General features: G+C 74.9%; 13 protein-coding genes. 8 read left to right on the forward strand and 5 right to left on the reverse strand.

Annotated features, from left to right (window positions below; all coding sequences use genetic code 11):
• The 5 genes from CCN29_RS30945 to CCN29_RS30965 all read left to right on the forward strand — a co-directional run.
• Positions 1–753, forward strand: a 753-nt coding sequence (locus CCN29_RS30945; RefSeq protein ID WP_143661418.1) for an FHA domain-containing protein, incomplete at its 5' end; no start/stop codon positions are given.
• A 101-nt stretch (positions 754–854) separates the two neighbouring features.
• Positions 855–1,268, forward strand: coding sequence for a globin (locus tag CCN29_RS30950; protein ID WP_031017569.1), 414 nt, complete (start codon positions 855–857; stop codon positions 1,266–1,268).
• 226 nt (positions 1,269–1,494) lie between these two features.
• Positions 1,495–4,737: an FtsX-like permease family protein gene (locus CCN29_RS30955; RefSeq protein ID WP_086685826.1), complete on the forward strand. Its 3,243-nt coding sequence runs from the start codon at positions 1,495–1,497 to the stop codon at positions 4,735–4,737.
• Position 4,738: 1 nt separating this feature from the next.
• Positions 4,739–7,492, forward strand: a complete 2,754-nt coding sequence (locus CCN29_RS30960; RefSeq protein ID WP_086685829.1) for an ABC transporter permease — start codon at positions 4,739–4,741, stop codon at positions 7,490–7,492.
• A gap of 82 nt (positions 7,493–7,574) precedes the next feature.
• The gene (locus tag CCN29_RS30965; protein WP_086685831.1) at positions 7,575–8,546 is read left to right on the forward strand and encodes an ABC transporter ATP-binding protein; all 972 of its coding nucleotides are present in this window, start codon (positions 7,575–7,577) and stop codon (positions 8,544–8,546) included.
• A 34-nt stretch (positions 8,547–8,580) separates the two neighbouring features.
• Here the strand turns inward: CCN29_RS30965 and CCN29_RS30970 are convergent, their stop codons facing one another.
• From CCN29_RS30970 to ettA, 3 genes are read right to left on the reverse strand one after another with little or no spacing between them, the layout of a single operon-like run.
• Entirely contained in the window at positions 8,581–9,246 is a 666-nt protein-coding gene (locus CCN29_RS30970) for a DUF8185 domain-containing protein (RefSeq protein WP_086685833.1), read from the reverse strand.
• Positions 9,243–9,668, reverse strand: a complete 426-nt coding sequence (locus CCN29_RS30975) for an acyl-CoA thioesterase (protein ID WP_086685834.1) — start codon at positions 9,666–9,668, stop codon at positions 9,243–9,245. Before CCN29_RS30975 ends, CCN29_RS30970 begins: the two co-directional genes overlap by 4 nt.
• Before the next feature lie 4 nt (positions 9,669–9,672).
• Positions 9,673–11,337, reverse strand: a complete 1,665-nt coding sequence (gene ettA, locus CCN29_RS30980) for an energy-dependent translational throttle protein EttA (RefSeq protein WP_006134698.1) — start codon at positions 11,335–11,337, stop codon at positions 9,673–9,675.
• Positions 11,338–11,520: 183 nt separating this feature from the next.
• Between ettA and CCN29_RS30985 the strand changes: the two genes are divergently transcribed.
• The 3 genes from CCN29_RS30985 (at position 11,521) to CCN29_RS30995 (ending at position 14,136) form a co-directional block, all read left to right on the forward strand.
• Complete coding sequence (locus CCN29_RS30985) at positions 11,521–12,414, forward strand: aminoglycoside phosphotransferase family protein (protein ID WP_086685836.1); 894 nt, start codon at positions 11,521–11,523, stop codon at positions 12,412–12,414.
• A gap of 94 nt (positions 12,415–12,508) precedes the next feature.
• A complete protein-coding gene (locus CCN29_RS30990; RefSeq protein ID WP_086685838.1) occupies positions 12,509–13,606 on the forward strand; it encodes a cation diffusion facilitator family transporter in 1,098 nt (365 codons plus the stop codon).
• A gap of 11 nt (positions 13,607–13,617) precedes the next feature.
• On the forward strand, positions 13,618–14,136 hold the full coding sequence (locus CCN29_RS30995; protein ID WP_086685840.1) for an HAD domain-containing protein: 519 nt from the start codon (positions 13,618–13,620) through the stop codon (positions 14,134–14,136).
• 22 nt (positions 14,137–14,158) lie between these two features.
• On the opposite strand, the gene CCN29_RS31000 is transcribed toward CCN29_RS30995, so the two are convergent.
• A complete protein-coding gene (locus tag CCN29_RS31000; RefSeq protein WP_189480819.1) occupies positions 14,159–15,583 on the reverse strand; it encodes a Cys-Gln thioester bond-forming surface protein in 1,425 nt (474 codons plus the stop codon).
• 278 nt (positions 15,584–15,861) lie between these two features.
• A complete protein-coding gene (locus CCN29_RS31005; RefSeq protein ID WP_086685845.1) occupies positions 15,862–16,416 on the reverse strand; it encodes a single-stranded DNA-binding protein in 555 nt (184 codons plus the stop codon).
• Between the last annotated feature and the right edge of the window lie 228 nt (positions 16,417–16,644).

Genomic DNA, 16,644 nt, shown 5'->3' on the forward strand with positions numbered 1-16,644 from the left:
GGCGGTCCCGGTGGGCACGGCGGCCCCGGTGGCCCGAGCGGCCCCGGCGCCCCGCGGGGGTTCCACTCCGGTCCCCCGGCCCCGCCCGGCTTCCCGCAGGAGACCGGCCGTCCGCCGCAGGGCGGCGGCCCGTCGTACGGCGGCGGTGACGACGACTGGGTGATCTCCCCGCCGACCGGTGGCCCGGGCGGTCCCGGCGGGCACGGCGGCCCCGGTGGCCCGGGCGGTCCCGGCGGTCCGAACGGACCCGGCGGACACGGCGGTTACGGCTACCCGCAGCAGGGCGGCACCCAGGCGCCGCCCGGACCCGGCGGCTTCCCGCAGCAGCCGCGGCAGCAGCAGGGCCCGGTCACCTGGACCGCGACCATCGGCCCGGACCGCGAGTACTTCATGGCGATGATGCAGCGCTCCGGCCCCGAGGCCGCGGGCCTGAACCTGCCCGCGTACTCGCCCGAGCAGCAGCGCACGCTCACCGGCAACCAGATCACCATCGGCCGCCGCCGGCACTCCACCGGCGACACCCCCGACATCGATCTGTCGACCCCGCCGGAGGACCCGGGCGTCTCGCACCAGCACGCGGTGCTGGTGCAGCAGCCGGACGGCAGCTGGGCGGTCGTCGACCAGAACTCGACGAACGGCACGACGGTCAACGGCTCCGAGGAGCCGATCCAGCCGTTCGTCCCGGTCCCGCTGCAGGACGGCGACCGGGTCCACGTGGGCGCCTGGACGACGATCACCATCCGCCGGGGCTGATCCGACCGGCAGAGGCGGGCCGCGGCGCGTACGCCGCGGCCCGCACCGCCATCCTGTGGCCGGTCCTAGGCCTTGAGTCGTACGCCGTCCCGTCTGAGACCATGGACGGCGTGACAGAGATTCGGCGCGGCACGCTTCAGGAGCAGACCTTCTACGAGCAGGTCGGCGGGGAGGACACCTTCCGCCGGCTCGTCCACCGTTTCTACCAAGGCGTGGCCGAGGACCCGCTGCTGCGGCCCATGTACCCGGAGGAGGACCTGGGCCCGGCCGAGGAGCGGCTGGCGCTGTTCCTCATGCAGTACTGGGGCGGTCCCACCACCTACAGCCAGAACCGGGGTCATCCGCGGCTGCGGATGCGGCACGTCCCGTTCAAGGTGGACCGGGCGGCACACGACGCGTGGCTGAGGCACATGCGGGACGCCGTGGACGAGCTGGGCCTGTCCGAGGAGCACGAGCAGACCCTGTGGAAGTACCTGACCTACGCGGCGGCCTCCATGGTCAACTCCCCGGACTGACGGGCCCCCAGGGGCTTCGACCCGCCCGACCGGCCCCGCGCGGCTCCGACCGTCCGGGATCACGCGAGCGTCACATTCCGAGCACGCGACTCCGCATTGCGATCACGATCAGGTCAAAAGCGGACTCCGACCGGTGCCTCCCGCGTTGTCCCTCTGACACCATCCCCGAGAGGTCTGGACAACACGGGGGGTCGGGGTGGACGCCGCTGGGGGATCGGCGAGATTCGTGCTCGCCCGCGCGCGGGCCCGCCGTCCGCTGCTCGCCGCCGCGCTGCTCACCGTCCTGCTGACCACGGCCGTCCTGGCCACCCTCACCGCCTACTCCACGACGATCGGCGACGGCGCCCTGCGGCACGCGCTCGCCAACCCCCGTGACGCCGCGTCCACCACGCTCCTCGTCAAGGCCGAGTCGCTGCCCGAGGGCGGCAGGGCCGCCGCCGACGCCGCCGTGCGCCGGGCGGCCGGGCGGGCCTACGACGGTCTGCCGGTCACGCTGCGCACCCTGGCCCGGTCCGGCCCGTACGGCCTGCCGCCCTCGCTGCGCCCGGCGGACCGGCGCGCCGGGGGCGACGATCCCGACCTCACGCACTTCGCGGCGCTCGACCGCACCCAGATCCGCCTCACCGAGGGCCGGATGCCCGCCGCGCGCCCCTCGGGACCGGAGATCGAGGTCGCCCTCCCCGTCGTCGCCGCCCGCGAGCTGGGCCTGCGCCCCGGCGCCCGGTTCACCCTGGACAACCGGACGGAGGGGCCTTCCGCGCGGGTGGTCGTCACCGGCCTGTACCGGCCGGCCGACACCTCCGCGCCCTACTGGCAGCTCGACGAGCTCGACGGCCGCGGGATCGTCACCGTCCACTTCACCACCTACGGCCCGCTGCTCGCCGACCCCGCCGTGCTCACCGGGGGCCGGGTCAGCGCGGGGCCCGTGGGCTGGCTGGCCTCGGCGGACTTCTCCGGGATGACCACCGACCGGATCGACGCGCTGCGCACCGCCATGAAGGAGGGCGTGGCCGCGCTGCCCTCCGCGCCGGCCCTGCACGGCTCGGCGACCGCCGCCGGTGAGCTGCCGGCCACGCTGGACCGCGTCGAGCGCTCCCTGTTCGTCTCCCGCACCACGCTGCTCGTGGTGGTCCTCCAGCTCGCCCTGCTCGCCGGGTGCGCGCTGCTGCTGGTGGCCCGGCTGCTGACTTCCGACCGCGCGGCGGAGACCCGGCTGCTGCGTGCCCGCGGCGCCTCCCGCGCCCAGGTGGCGCGGTTCGCCGCCCTGGAGGCGCTCCTGCTGGCCACGCCCGCCGCGCTGTGCGCGCCGCTGCTGGCGGGGCCGCTGACCCGGCTGCTCGCCGGGCGGGGCGCGCTGGCCCGGATCGGGCTGCACCTGGACGCCTCCGTCACCTCGGTCGCCTCGCAGGGCACGGTGTGGCTGGTGTCGGTGGGCGTGGCGCTGGGCTGCGCGCTGGCCGTCACGCTCCCCGCGCTGGCCACCCCGTACGCGCCCGGCCGCGCCAAGCCGCTGCCCGGCCTGGTGCGGGCGGGCGGCGACCTGGGGCTGCTGGTGGTCGCGGGGGTGGCGTACTGGCAGCTGAGCAGCCGGCCGTCGGGGGCCGTCGGCGAGGACCTGGGCGTCGATCCGCTGCTGGTGGCCGCCCCGGCGCTGGCGCTGCTCGCCGGTACGGTGCTGACGCTGCGGCTGCTGCCGCTGCCGGCGCGGCTCGCCGAACGGCGGGCGGCCCGCAGCCGGGGGCTGTCGGGGGCGCTGGCCGGGTGGCAGCTCAGCCGCCGCCCGATGCGCGGGGCGGGTCCGGTGCTGCTGCTGGTGCTCGCCGTGGCGCTGGGCATGCTGGCGGTCGGGCAGGGCTCCTCGTGGGAACGCTCACAGGACGACCAGGCGGACTTCCGGGCCGGCACGCAGGTGCGCGTCCTGTCCAACGGCACCGAGGGACCGGGACGCGGCGCCGCCTACGCCGCCGTCCCCGGCGTCCGCACGGCCTCCCCCGCCTTCCGTACGAGCGTGTCGCTGTCCGGCGGACGGCAGGCGACGGTGCTGGCGCTGGACACCGAGGAGACGGCCGGCACCCTGCTGATGCGCCCCGACCTGGCGGACGTCCCGGTACGCACGGCGCTGTCCGGGCTGGCCCCGGAGGGCGCCACGGCGGGCGTCCGGATCCCGGCCGGCACCGCGCGGCTCGCGCTGACCGCGTCGCTGCGCGGCCCGGACGCCGCCGCCACCGCCGACGTGACCGCCACCGTGGAGGACGCCCACGGCACCCCGTACCCGCTGGTGCTCGGCGAGCTGCCCCAGGACGGGCGGCCGCACGCTCTGGCCGTCGACCTCGTGGCCGTCGCCGGGGGCCCCTCAGGACCGCTGACGCTGACCGGCGTCCACGTGGACCTGCCGCAGCCGGTGGGGCAGGGCGGGCGGAGCCGGTTCGCCGTCACCGCGCTGACCGCCGCCGACACCGCGGGCCGGGACCGCGCCCTGCCGCTGTCGGCCCGCTGGCGGCCGACGCTCGCGGGCTCCGGCCCGGACACCGGCGACGACGCCGCACGGCCGCGGATGGCCGCCGGGGCCCCGGCCACCGTCGACTTCACCGCCACGCCCGTCCCGCCCGACATGGCCTGGCTGCCCACGACGCTCACGCTGGACCTGCGCGTGCCGCAGCCGCCGGTGCCCGTGGTCGAGGGGGTGGCGACGGACCGCTACCTGGAGTCCACCGGCGCGCGGGTCGGGCAGCGGCTGAGCGTGCAGCTCGGCGGCGGCAGCGTCCCGGTGCGGATCGCCCGCGCGGTGCGGGCGCTGCCGACCGTCCCGTCGGACGGGGCGGACGACGACGGGGGCGCCCTGCTGCTCGACCTGGCCGCCGTCAACCGCGCGCTCCAGGCCGGCGCGGGCGAGGCCGTGCTGCCCAACGAGTGGTGGCTGGCCACCGGGCCTGGCGCGTCCGCGCGGGCCGCCGCGGCCCTGCGGACGTGGCCCGACATCGCCCCGTCCCGGGTGGTGGTGCGCGACGAGATCGCGGCCGGGCTGCGCGACGACCCGTTCGGCGCCGGCCCCGGCAACGCCTTCGCCGCGGCGGCGTTCGCCGCGGCCGCCCTGACGGCGGTCGGCTTCGGGGTGAGCGCGGCCGGGGCGCTGCGGGAGCGGTCCGCCGAGTTCGGGGTGCTCCGCGCGTTGGGCGCCTCCCGGCGCCGGCTGGCCCGGGTGGTGCTCGCCGAGCACGGGGTGCTGGTGGGGACGGCGCTCGCGGTGGGTGTGCTGCTCGGGGCGGTGCTGGCGCGGGCGGTGATCCCGCTGGTCATGCTGACCGCCGACGCGACCCGCCCGCTGCCCGGGGTGCTGGTGGTGCTGCCGCCGCTGCGGGTGGCGGCGCTGCTGGCCGCGGTGGCCGCCGTCCCGCTCGTGATCACGGCCGTCCTGGCCCTGCGCAGGGTCGACGCGGTGTCCTCGCTGCGCGACCGGGGAGGTGAGTGAGGTGAGTGTACGGCCCTCCGGCCGGCCGGGGACGGCCGCCTCGCGGGTGACCGTGCCCTGGGTGCGCACCCGGCTGCGGACCGCGCCGGGCGCCGCGGCGGCGCTCGCGCTGCTGGTCGCGGTGACCGCGTTCCTCGCCGCCGCGCTGCCGCCCGCGCTGGACCGGTACGACGAGCGGGGCATGCGCCGGGCTCTGGAGGCCGCCGGGCCCACCCGCACCACCGTCCAGTTCCAGACGTCGGACGCCGACGTGTACCTCAGCGACGGGCCGTGGGAGGAGCGGCTGACCCGGGAGGCCGTGGAGGGCCCGTACGCGAAGCTGCTCGCGCTGCCGGGCCGCGCGCTGCCGCTGGACCGGGAGCAGTCGTCGGCCGGGGTGCGCACCACCCGGTCTCTCAAGACCCCGGACGCGTACCTCTCCCAGCCGGACGGGCTTCCTCCGGTGTTCCACCTGGTCGCCCAGGGCGGGGTCGCCGGCCACTCCCGGCTCGCGGCGGGCCGGCTGCCGAAGGCCCCCGGCGATCCCGGTCGCGCCGTCTCCGCGCTGGAGGCCGCCGTCACCGCCGAGACGGCCGAGGCGCTGAACATCCGGGTGGGCTCGGTCGTCCACTTCCCCCGCGCGGAGGGCGACCCGCTCGCCGTGCGCGTCACCGGCGTGGTCGTCCCCCGCGAGCCGGACGGGGCGTACTGGTCCGCGCTGCCCGGCCTGGACAGGCCGAACCTCATGGTCACCCAGGGCCCGGTCCCCAGCCAGTACTGGTCCGGCACCCTGCTGCTGGCGCCGGACGCGGGCCCGGCGCTGCTGAGCGTCCCGGGGGCGCCCGCCCGGTACTGGACGCTGGCCCCCGACCTCCCCGCCCTCCAGGGCCGTGACCTGGAGCGGCTGACGTCGGCCGTCGCCTCCCTGGAGGGCGGGCCGCTGCTGGAGCGCGCGACCACGGCCGTCTCGCCGCACCTGGACGTGACCACCGACCTCGACGCCGTGCTCGGCGAGTACGACGGGCTGTGGTCGGCCGTCGGCCCCCTCGTCGCGGTCGCCGCCTTCGGCACCGGCACGGTCGCGGCGCTGGTGCTGTGCATGGCGGGCGGCCTCGCCGCCGAGCGGCGCCGCGCCGAACTCACCCTGCTGCGTGCCCGCGGCGCCTCGCTGCGCGGTCTGGCGGGCCGGCTGCTGGCGGAGACGGCGGTGGTCGCCGTGCCGGCCGCCGCCCTCGGTCTGCTGGCGGCCCGGCTCGCCGTCGGCACCGGACGGCCCGTCCAGTCCGCGGTCGCGGCGGGCGCCGTCGCCCTGATCGCCCTGGCCGCCCTGCCGCTGCGCGCGGTGGCCGTCCACCGTGCGGTGGGGGTGCACACGAGCCGCGAGGACGTCGTACGGGCCCGCCCGTCCAGACGCCGCCTGGTCACCGAGGTGACGCTGCTCGTCGTGGCGGCGGGCGCGGTCGTGACGCTGCGTACGCGCGGCACGTCCGCCGAGGGCGACCCCACGGGGGACGAACTGGTGTCCCTGGCGCCCGTGCTGGTCGCGGTGATCGCCGCGCTGCTGCTGGTGCGCCTCTACCCGCTGCCGTTGCGCGGGCTGGCCCGCCCGGCGCGGCGGATGCGGGGCGTGGTCGGCCCGCTGTCGCTGGCCCGGGCGGGACGCGCGGGCGGCTCCACGGTGCTGCCGCTGCTCGCGCTGCTGACCGCGCTGACCACCGCCGCGTTCGGCGGCTCGGTGCTCGCCGGGGTGGCCGACGCCCGGGAACGCGCGTCGGTGTTCGCCGTCGGCGCCGACGCCCGCGTGGACAACCTCGACCCGCGGCGGACCGGTGTCGAGGACCGGGTCCGGCGCGCCCCCGGCGTCGAGGACGTCACCCCCGTGAAGGTGTCCTACACCGCGCTCGCCGGGAACGTACGGGTGTCGCTGGCCGGGGTCGAACCGCACCCGTACGCCGAGCTGAGCGGCCGCATGGACGACGGCGCCTTCGACGCGGACACGCTGCGGGCCTCCGGGAAGGACGCGGTGCCCGCGCTGGGTTCCCCCGCCCTGGCCGAGCGGCTCGGCGACGACCCGTTCCCGGTGATCATGGAGGACGGCGACTCGTTCACCGCGCGGATCGTGGCGGTGCGCACCTGGACGCCGGCGCTCGGCGCGGACGACTTCCTGGTGGTGGACGGCTCCGCCCTGCGCGCCGGCCTGAAGCCGCCCACCGGGCTGCTGGTCACCGGCGACCACCCGGACGCGGCGGCGCTGAAGAAGGCCGCCGGCGGCGACGCGCAGGTCCGGCTCCGGTCGGCCGTGATCGACGCCACCGTCGAGTCCCCCCTGCAGACCGGCGCCGAGCGCGTCTACGTGGCCGCCGTCGCGGCGGGCGCCGCCTACGCCGCACTCGCCCTGCTGCTGACCCTGCTGCGCGCCGCACCGGAGCGGGCCGCGCTGCTGGCCCGCCTGCGCACCATGGGCCTCACCCGGGCCCAGGGGAGGCGGCTGCTGATCCTGGAGTCGCTGCCGCAGGCGCTGCTCGCCGCGGTCGGCGGCGTCCTCACCGCCTGGGCCGCCATCCGGCTGCTGGCACCCGGCATCGACCTGACGACCGTCGCCGTCGCCACCGGGGCGCCGGCCGCGGGACGCGCCCTGCTGCGCGCCGACCGGCTCTCCCTGCTGGTGCCGGCGCTGGCGGTGGTCGCCCTGACCGTCGGCGTCGCGGCGGCCCAGGCCTGGTGGACGGGGCGCAGGGGCGCGGTGCGCGAACTCCGGGCGGGGGACGCGCGATGACCGCGTCCGCGCCGCCCGTGCCCGTGCCCGTGCCCGTGACCGCTTCTGTGACGCGTCGACCTCTCCCCGCAGGAGGCTCCCGATGACCTCGGACCCGACCCTGGCCGACCTGACCGAGCGGGTCGCGGCCCGCAAGGACCGGCCCGCGTACGGCCATGACGCACTCGTCACCTGCGACCGGCTGGTCCGCGTGTTCACCGCGGACGGCGTGGAGGTGCAGGCGCTCCAGGGGCTCGACCTGCTGGTGCGGGAGGGCGAGCTGATGGCGCTGGTGGGCGCGTCCGGCAGCGGCAAGTCGACCCTGATGAACATCCTGGCCGGGCTGGACACGCCCACGGCCGGCGCGGCCCGGGTGGCGGGCCGCGACCTGCTGACGATGTCCGCGCGGGACCGGCTCGCCTACCGCCGTGAGGTCGTCGGCTTCGTCTGGCAGCAGACCTCCCGCAATCTGCTGCCGTATCTGACGTCGGCGCAGAACGTGGCGCTGCCGATGCAGTTGACCGGGCGCCGCGGCGGACGCTCCCGGTCCGCGCGCCGGGCCCGCGCCGAACGCGCGCTGGAGCTGCTGGAGCTGCTGGAGGTGGCGGACTGCCGGGACCGGCGCCCGCACGAGATGTCCGGCGGCCAGCAGCAGCGGGTCGCCATCGCGGTGGCCCTCGCGGGCGACCCGGCGCTGCTGCTCGCGGACGAACCGACCGGCGAGCTGGACTCGCACACCGGGGAGCAGATCTTCGCCGCGTTCCGCACGGCCAACGAGCGGCTCGGCACGACCGTCGTGATCGTCACCCACGACCAGGCGGTGGCGAGCGAGGTCAGGCGCACGGTCGCCATCCGCGACGGCCGCACCTCGACGGAGGTGCTGCGCCGCAGCGAGGTGGACGCGGCCACCGGCTACGAGAAGGTCGTCGCCCGCGAGTACGCGATGCTGGACCGCGCGGGCCGCCTCCAGCTTCCCGCGGAGTACACGGACGCCCTGGGCATGCGCGACCGCGTGGCCCTGGAACTGGAACCGGACCACATCGCGGTCCGCCCGGACGACAGCGGGCACGAGTAGGCGGGGTGGCCCGTCCTGCGCGGCTTGCGCTGCCTCAGCGGACGGTGAGTCCGAGGGCGCCCGTGCCCGCCCGCCGTACCGCGACCGACCCGTAGGGCGTCCGCAGCCGCAGCCACGAGCCGGACGAGAACAGGGCCTGGTCGTCGCCCCGCAGGAACCCGAGCGACTGGGCGGCGTGCACGGCGCGCACCGGCAGCCCGGTGTCCGCGACCGTGCGGGACCATATCTCCCGCCCTATCCGGTCGAGTTCGGTCCGGGTGCGCCGCTCGGGCGCCAGCTGTTCGCTACGGGAGCGGAACTCGGCGACCGAGGCGGAGACGAGCCGGCGCAGCCGCTCGGGCTCCGGCAGACCGGGCTCCGGGTGCCAGCCGCCGCGCGGCGGGAGCACCCCGGCCCACGGCGGCCCGGTGACCGCCGCCGGCACGGCCGCGGTGGCGGCGGACTCGTCCACCGACTCCAGCAGCTCACCGGCGGACACGGTCACGTCGAGCGTGACGTCCAGCCCGTTCTCGTAGGGCTTCGCGAGCCGCACGGCGCGGATCGCCAGCACCTCGAACGAGGGGGGACGGCCGAAGACCGCGAGCGCCGTGCCGGCCGCCTGGAGGCGGACGGCGGCGCCGCGGTCGTAGTGCAGCAGCCGGGACAGGAAGGCCACGAGATCCGCGGCCTCCCCCTCGTCGGCGAGATGGAGAACCGTCATGCGGCGACGGCCTCCTCCTTGTCACCGGCGGTGGCGTCGTCCGTGTACTCCTGGAGGAACTCGCGCTCCTCCGCGGTGAGCCGCCGGGGACGCTGCGCCTGGAAGTCGAACGGCACGATGACCGTCGACGCGCGGACGTAGACCAGGTCGTCGTCCTTCACCTCGTAGGTGAGGGTGAAGGACGCCGCCCTGATCTCCGTGACCCACAGCTCGATGTCGACCGGGTGGTGCCGGTGCACGAGCTGCCGCTTGTAGTCGATCTCGTGGCGCGCCACCACGGACCCCTGCTTGAAGTCCTTCTCCGGGCGGAACAGGAAGTCGATACGGGCCTCCTCCAGGTAGCGGAGGAACACCACGTTGTTGACGTGGCCGTACGCGTCCATGTCCGCCCAGCGCAGCGGGCAGCGGTAGATGTGCCGCAAGAGATCAGCCTCGGGTCAGCTTCTTGTAGGTGGCGCGGTGCGGACGCGCGGCGTCCGGGCCCAGCCGCTCGATCTTGTTCTTCTCGTACGACTCGAAGTTGCCCTCGAACCAGAACCACTTGGAGTCGCCCTCGTAGGCCAGGATGTGCGTGGCCACGCGGTCGAGGAACCACCGGTCGTGGGAGACGACCACGGCGCAGCCGGGGAACTCCAGCAGCGCGTTCTCCAGGGAGGACAGCGTCTCGACGTCGAGGTCGTTGGTCGGCTCGTCGAGGAGCAGCAGGTTGCCGCCCTGCTTGAGGGTGAGCGCCAGGTTGAGGCGGTTGCGCTCACCGCCGGAGAGCACACCGGCCGGCTTCTGCTGGTCCGGGCCCTTGAAACCGAACGCGGAGACGTACGCCCGCGACGGCATCTCGACCTGGCCGACGTTGATGTAGTCGAGCTCGTCGGAGACGACCGCCCACAGCGTCTTCTTCGGGTCGATGTTCTCGCGGCTCTGGTCGACGTAGGAGATCTTGACGGTGTCGCCGACCTTGATGGACCCGGAGTCGGGCTCCTCGATCCCCTGGATCATCTTGAACAGCGTGGTCTTGCCGGCGCCGTTCGGGCCGATGATGCCGACGATGCCGTTGCGCGGGAGGGTGAAGCTGAGGTCGTCGATGAGGAGCTTCTCGCCGAAGCCCTTGGTGAGGTTGTTGACCTCCACGACGACGTTGCCCAGGCGCGGGCCCGGCGGGATCTGGATCTCCTCGAAGTCCAGCTTCCGCATCTTGTCGGCCTCGGCGGCCATCTCCTCGTAGCGGGCCAGACGCGCCTTCGACTTGGCCTGGCGCCCCTTGGCGTTGGAGCGCACCCACTCCAGCTCTTCCTTGAGCCGCTTCTGCCGCTTGGCGTCCTTCTGGCCCTCGACCTTGAGGCGGGCGGCCTTGGTCTCCAGGTACTTGGAGTAGTTGCCCTCGTAGGGGTAGAGGCGACCGCGGTCGACCTCGCAGATCCACTGGGCGACGTTGTCCAGGAAGTACCGGTCGTGGGTGACCGCGACGACGGTGCCCGGGTACTGGGCCAGGTGCTGCTCCAGCCAGTTCACCGACTCGGCGTCGAGGTGGTTGGTGGGCTCGTCGAGCAGCAGCAGGTCGGGCTGCTCCAGCAGGAGCTTGCACAGCGCGACGCGGCGCTTCTCACCACCGGACAGGTTGGTGACGGGCCAGTCGCCGGGCGGGCAGCCCAGGGCGTCCATGGCCTGCTCCAGCTGCGCGTCGAGGTCCCACGCGTTGGCGTGGTCGAGCTGTTCCTGGAGCTTGCCCATCTCGTCCATGAGCTCGTCGGTGTACTCGGTCGCCATCTGCTCGGCGATCTCGTTGAACCGGTCGAGCTTGCCCTTGATCTCGGCGACACCCTCCTGGACGTTCTCCAGGACGGTCTTGTCCTCGGTCAGGGGGGGCTCCTGGAGCAGGATGCCGACCGTGTAACCCGGCGTGAGGAAGGCGTCACCGTTGGACGGCTGCTCGATCCCCGCCATGATCTTGAGGATCGTCGACTTTCCGGCGCCGTTCGGGCCGACGACGCCGATCTTCGCCCCCGGAAGGAAGCTCGTCGTCACGTCGTCGAGGATCACCTTGTCGCCGTGCGCTTTGCGCGCCTTGCGCATGGTGTAAATGAACTCAGCCAAGAGAAACCGTCCGGCAGCTTGAATCTGGCAGTGGGCAGATACACCCCATCTTGCCGTACCGCCACCCCTCGGCGGAAACGCGTCCCACGGGACCGCACTGACCTGCGGGTACGCGAAGCAGGGCGCCGCCGGTTCGTCACTGTCGGTCACGGCGCCCGAGTCGATCCCGTACTGTGCGGGCGCATGACCCACGCTGACATCGAGATCACCGCGGACCTGGTCCGCGACCTGCTGCGGGAGCAGCATCCCGACCTGGCGGGCCTTGCCATCCGCGAGGTGGCGGGCGGCTGGGGCAACCAGATGTGGCGCCTCGGCACGGACCTGGCGGTGCGCATGCAGCGCATGGATCCCACTCCGGAGTTCCAGTTCAACGAGCGGCGGTGGCTGCCCGTGCTGGCCCCGCGCCTGCCGCTTCCGGTGCCCACCCCGGTGCGGTCCGGCGAACCGTCCGGGCGCTTCCCCAAGCACTGGACCGTGATGACGTGGGTGCCCGGCGACCCCCTGGACCACTCCTCGATCAGCCGCGGCGACCACGCGGCCGACACGCTGGCGGGGTTCCTCAGGGCACTCCACGTGCCGGCCCCCGCCGACGCGCCGGTCAGAGGGGACCGCGGCGGCCATCCCAAGACCTGCGCGGACGGCTTCGACCGGCTCTTCGAGGCTGTCGTCCCGGACAGCCTCGCCGGCGACGTCCGCGCCGTCTGGGACGACGCCGTCGCCGCGCCCGAGTGGGAGGGACCGCCGCTCTGGATGCACGCCGACCTGCATCCGGCCAACGTGGTCGTCTCGGACGGGACACTCTCCGGCGTGGTCGACTTCGGCGACGTGTCCGCCGGCGATCCGGCGTGGGACCTCGCGGCCGCCTGGCTCATCCTCCCCGCGAGCACCGCCTCCCTCTTCTTCGACGCCTACGGCCGGGCGGACGAGGCGACGATCCGGCGCGCCCGCGGGCTTGCCGCCATGAAGAGCCTGTTCCTCTCGCTGATGGGCCGGAACGGGGACTTGGGGCTTCCGGGCGGCAAGCCGGGGTGGGGTCCGGCAGGCCGGGCGGCGCTCGACCGCGTCCTGAGGGGCTGATGCACCCGCGCGGCTCTTGCGAGCGCATCGCACCTGGTCAGGCCCTGTACGACGGCTGTAGCCGCAATGCGGTCCGTCTGTCACGGTATGCCGCATGGACGGGAAGCGGCACGCACACCACGACCATGACCGGCCGGCGCGGACGGAGCCGACGAGGCGGCTGAAGCGGCTGCGACGGCTGAGGCATCGGCTCGTGCACCTCCTCACGCCGCACAGTCACGACACCGGTGACAGGGTGGACGCGGCGATGGAGACATCCCGGGAGGGCATGCGCACGCTGTGGATCTCGCTGGTCGTCCTGGGGATCACCGCCCTCGTCCAGGCCGTGATCGTCGCCCTGTCCGGGTCGGTGGCCCTGCTCGGCGACACCGTGCACAACGCGGCCGACGCGCTGACCGCCGTCCCGCTGGGCATCGCGTTCCTCCTCGGCCGGCGGGCGGCCAACCGTCGCTACACCTACGGCTACGGCCGGGCCGAGGACCTGGCGGGCGTCCTCATCGTCGTCACCATCGCCGCCTCTGCCGTCCTGGCCGCCTGGACGGCCGTCGACCGTCTCCTGCACCCCCGCGAGGTCACCCACCTGTGGGCCGTGTCCGGTGCCGCGCTGGCCGGTTTCGTCGGCAACGGGTGGGTGGCCCGCTACCGCATCCGCACCGGCCGCCGCATCGGCTCCGCCGCCCTGGTCGCCGACGGCCTGCACGCCCGTACCGACGGTCTCACCTCCCTCGCCGTCCTGCTGGGCGCGGGCGGCACCGCTCTGGGCCTGCGCGCCGCAGACCCCGTCGTCGGGCTGCTCATCACCCTCGCCATCCTGATGGTCCTCAAGGACGCGGCCCGCGAGGTGTACCGGCGCCTGATGGACTCCGTCGACCCGGACCTCGTCGCCACGGCCCACGCCACGCTGCGCGGTGTCGACGGCGTCCTCGGCACCGGGCAGGTGCGGATGCGGTGGATCGGCCACGCCCTTCGCGCCGAGGCGGACATCGTCGTCGACGCGCGGCTCACCGTGGTCGAGGCCCACCGCATCGCCGTCGCCGCCGAACACGCCCTCCTCCACGCGGTCCCCCGCCTGTCCGCCGCCACCGTCCACACGGACCACACCCCCGTCGGAGGCGACCCCCACGCCACCCTCCACCACCACGCCCCGGAGTCGGTACGGGCCGCGGTGTCCGTCTCGCCGTCGCGCCAGTAGGGTGCCGCACCATGACCGCGGCCACGGAGCGTCAGCGCCCTCTGCGTCCTCTCCTTTTTCTCGACATCGACGGGCCCCTGATCCCGTTCGGTTCGCCGTACCCTCCTCCCCTGGCGGCCCCCGCCGACGCCAACCCCCTGCTCGCCCGGATCGACCCCCGCATCGGCGCCCGTCTGTCGGCCCTGGGTTGCTCGCTCGTGTGGGCCACCACCTGGGGGGAGGAGGCGAACGAGGTCGTCGCCCCGCTTCTCGGGCTGCCGCGGCTTCCCGTGCTGGGTCTGCCGGAGGAGGGCGAGGAGGGCCGTGGGCCGCGGGGGCTGCACTGGAAGACGCCGGCCCTCGTCGCGTGGGCCGGCGGCCGGCCGTTCGTCTGGGTCGACGACGAGGTCGGCGCCGTGGACCGTCAGTGGGTGGCCGCCGCCCATCCCGGGCCGGCGCTGCTCCACCGCGTCGACCCGGCCAGAGGCCTTCAGGAGTCCGACTTCCGCACCATCAGGGAGTGGCTCGCCGCCCTCGATCGCCCCTCGTAGGGACGCGAGCCCTTCTCCCCCGTCAGCCGTTGTCGCCGGAGGCGTCCTGGCGCCGGCGGGTGAAGACCAGGCCCGCGCCGCCGAGGACGACCAGCGCGATGGCCGTACCGGTGATCCACGGCGTGGCGCTCGACGCACCGGTCTCCGCGAGATTGGTGTCCGTGACCGGGACGGACAGCGGGGTCGGGGACGGGCCTGTGAGGGTCTGCGTCGTCGTGCCCGTCTCGGCGGCCCGCGTCCGGCAGTCGAGCATCCCGGTGAAGCGCTGCTGGAAGCCGTCCGGCCCCTCGACGGTGAAGTCGTACGGCTGGTCCTCGTTCAGCGGGACCGTCACCGTGTGGGAGCTGCCGGCCTCCACCGTGTACTCGGCGCCCGCCAGCTCGAAGGCGAACGCGGCGTCGCCCTCGTTGGCGACGGTGACGTCCACCGCGCCCGCGGCGCAGTTCTCGCGGGCCGAGACCGCCGGTATCGCGCCCGTCGCCGCCCAGCCGGCGACGGCCGTCGCGGAGACGGTCGACTCGCTGGACCCGGCCAGGATCTGGGTCTGGCTGCGGCTCTCGGAGACGAAGGCACGGCCGACCGGCACGCTCGTCGCCGCCTGCACGGTCAGCTGGGCGCTGCCCGCCTCCGCGTCCTCCGGCACCTCGACGTACAGCTTGCCGCCGTTGCCTGCGGTGGTGACGGGCTCGCCCTTGGCGTCCACGATCCGTACGCCGGAGGTGGCCGCGTCGGCGGGCGGGGAGACCGTGACGCTCCGCGCGTCGGTGCGGACGGTGACCGGGCCGAGCCGCTCGCCCGGGCGGCCGGCGACGACCGGCGGGTCCAGGGTGAGCGACGCCTCGGGCTCCGCCACGTCGCGCGCCTTCTTCGCGAGGTAGTCGGCGAGCTGCTCGGCCTGCGGGTCGAGCGCCTCGACGTCCACGCCGTCGGAGTGACGCCATATCGCCACCTGCGTGCCGGCCGCCGCGTCCTGCTCGGTGAGCTGGCCGTGGACGCCCGCCTCCTCCGCGAGCGCCGCCAGGTCGTTCACCTGCGGGTAGGAGTGCTCGAGGATCCAGAGGATGCGCCCGGAGTCCTTGTTGGTGCCGAGCGAGGTGCCGCTCCAGGACGTCTCGTGGTACTTGGCGTCCTGCTGGGTGGGGGTGTGGATGTCGACGCAGTAGGTCTGGAGCATGCCGCCGCCCTCGACGGACATCTCGAACAGCCCCGCCGACACCTGCGTGTCACCGGCGGGCCCGTGGATGACGGCCGCGCCGTACGTCTTGAGCCCGTCGATCGTCGCGGCTGCCCCGTGCTGCTGCGGCATCGTCCCGGAGTCGCCCGCGGAGGCCGTTCCGGCACCGGCGGTGAGCACGGTGGCGGCGACGAGCCCCGTCACCAGCGTCCCCGCTGCGAGGCGGGCCGACCCACGTCCGCGCAGGCGCCGCGCGGAGAACGAAACAGACACCGAATTCCCTTCCGAGCAGCACCCGTTACGTGGGGGGCCGGTCCCACCAGCAGAATCTCCGGCCCCGAGCACCCCGGAGCCATGCCCGGCATCCTAAGGAGCCGTCGGACAGCGCTTGCCGGTGATCGCGTCGCAGCGGTGATCCGAATCGGAATCGTTATCGCCTGGACACCGCTGAACAGGGCTTATCGACAAATCCACGCGGGACTGTTCGCCATGCATCCGCCGATAAGCCTCGGTTCGGACAGCCACCGGGACGGGGACCGCCGCCGCTGATTTCACGTCACCATGGCTGCTTCGGGCAGCAGTTGGGTCGCGTCGCCGTCGGGAGCGCCGGTCGCGGCCTCGCCCGTCCCGTCGGCCGGCGGTGACGGTGCCGGGTCCGTCTCCCAGGCGGGCTCCGGGCGGTCCGGCGCGGTCGCCGCACCATCCGGCGCCGGTTCCGCGCGGTCCGGCGCGGGGCTCGTCTCCGGGCGCGGCGTGCGGCGGAAGGCGGTCGTGCCGCGGGCGAGGTCGTGCCCGACGGACACCGCGTCGATGTCCGCCGACATCCACTCGGGCTGCCCGTCCCGCGTCTCCGAACGCACCTTCAACCGCCCCTGCACGATCACCGGTTCGCCCACCGACAGGGACGCCGCGGCGTTGGTGGCGAGCTGCCGGTTGGCCCACACCGTGAAGAAGTTGGTATGGCCGTCGGCCCAGCTGTTCCGCTCGCGGTCCCAGTAGCGCGCGGTGACCGCGATCCGGAACCTCGCCGAGGGTCCGGACACCGTCTCCCGGTACACGGGCCGCGTCGCCACGTTGCCCACCACGCACACCATCGTCTCGTTCATCGCGTCTCCCTCCCTGGCCCGGACCCCGCCGGCTCTCGCGCCGGCGCCGGGCGGATGCGCGTACGGGCCCGTCCCGTACGGCTGCCGTCTGGCGCGGTGACCGCGGACCGCCTCGCGCTCCGTGGTCACCGCGGAGTCAGACTGCCTCCGCCGGGCCGGACCCCGCCGCGCCCTGTGGACCGCCCCCACCCTGTGGAAAACTCCGCCACCCGAACGAGTGGCCTGCCG

Origin of the sequence: Streptomyces pseudogriseolus (genome assembly GCA_002154585.1) — a bacterium.
Lineage (GTDB): Bacteria > Actinomycetota > Actinomycetes > Streptomycetales > Streptomycetaceae > Streptomyces > Streptomyces pseudogriseolus.

Bases quoted from the DNA above. Each gene is read 5' to 3' on its own strand.
- CCN29_RS30985 (WP_086685836.1), top strand. From the start codon at position 11,521: ATGACCCACGCTGACATCGAGATCACCGCGGACCTGGTCCGCGACCTG.
- CCN29_RS30995 (WP_086685840.1), top strand. From the start codon at position 13,618: ATGACCGCGGCCACGGAGCGTCAGCGCCCTCTGCGTCCTCTCCTTTTT.
- CCN29_RS30965 (WP_086685831.1), top strand. From the start codon at position 7,575: ATGACCTCGGACCCGACCCTGGCCGACCTGACCGAGCGGGTCGCGGCC.
- CCN29_RS30950 (WP_031017569.1), top strand. From the start codon at position 855: ATGGACGGCGTGACAGAGATTCGGCGCGGCACGCTTCAGGAGCAGACC.
- CCN29_RS31005 (WP_086685845.1), bottom strand. From the start codon at position 16,416: ATGAACGAGACGATGGTGTGCGTGGTGGGCAACGTGGCGACGCGGCCC.
- CCN29_RS30970 (WP_086685833.1), bottom strand. From the start codon at position 9,246: ATGACGGTTCTCCATCTCGCCGACGAGGGGGAGGCCGCGGATCTCGTG.
- CCN29_RS30990 (WP_086685838.1), top strand. From the start codon at position 12,509: ATGGACGGGAAGCGGCACGCACACCACGACCATGACCGGCCGGCGCGG.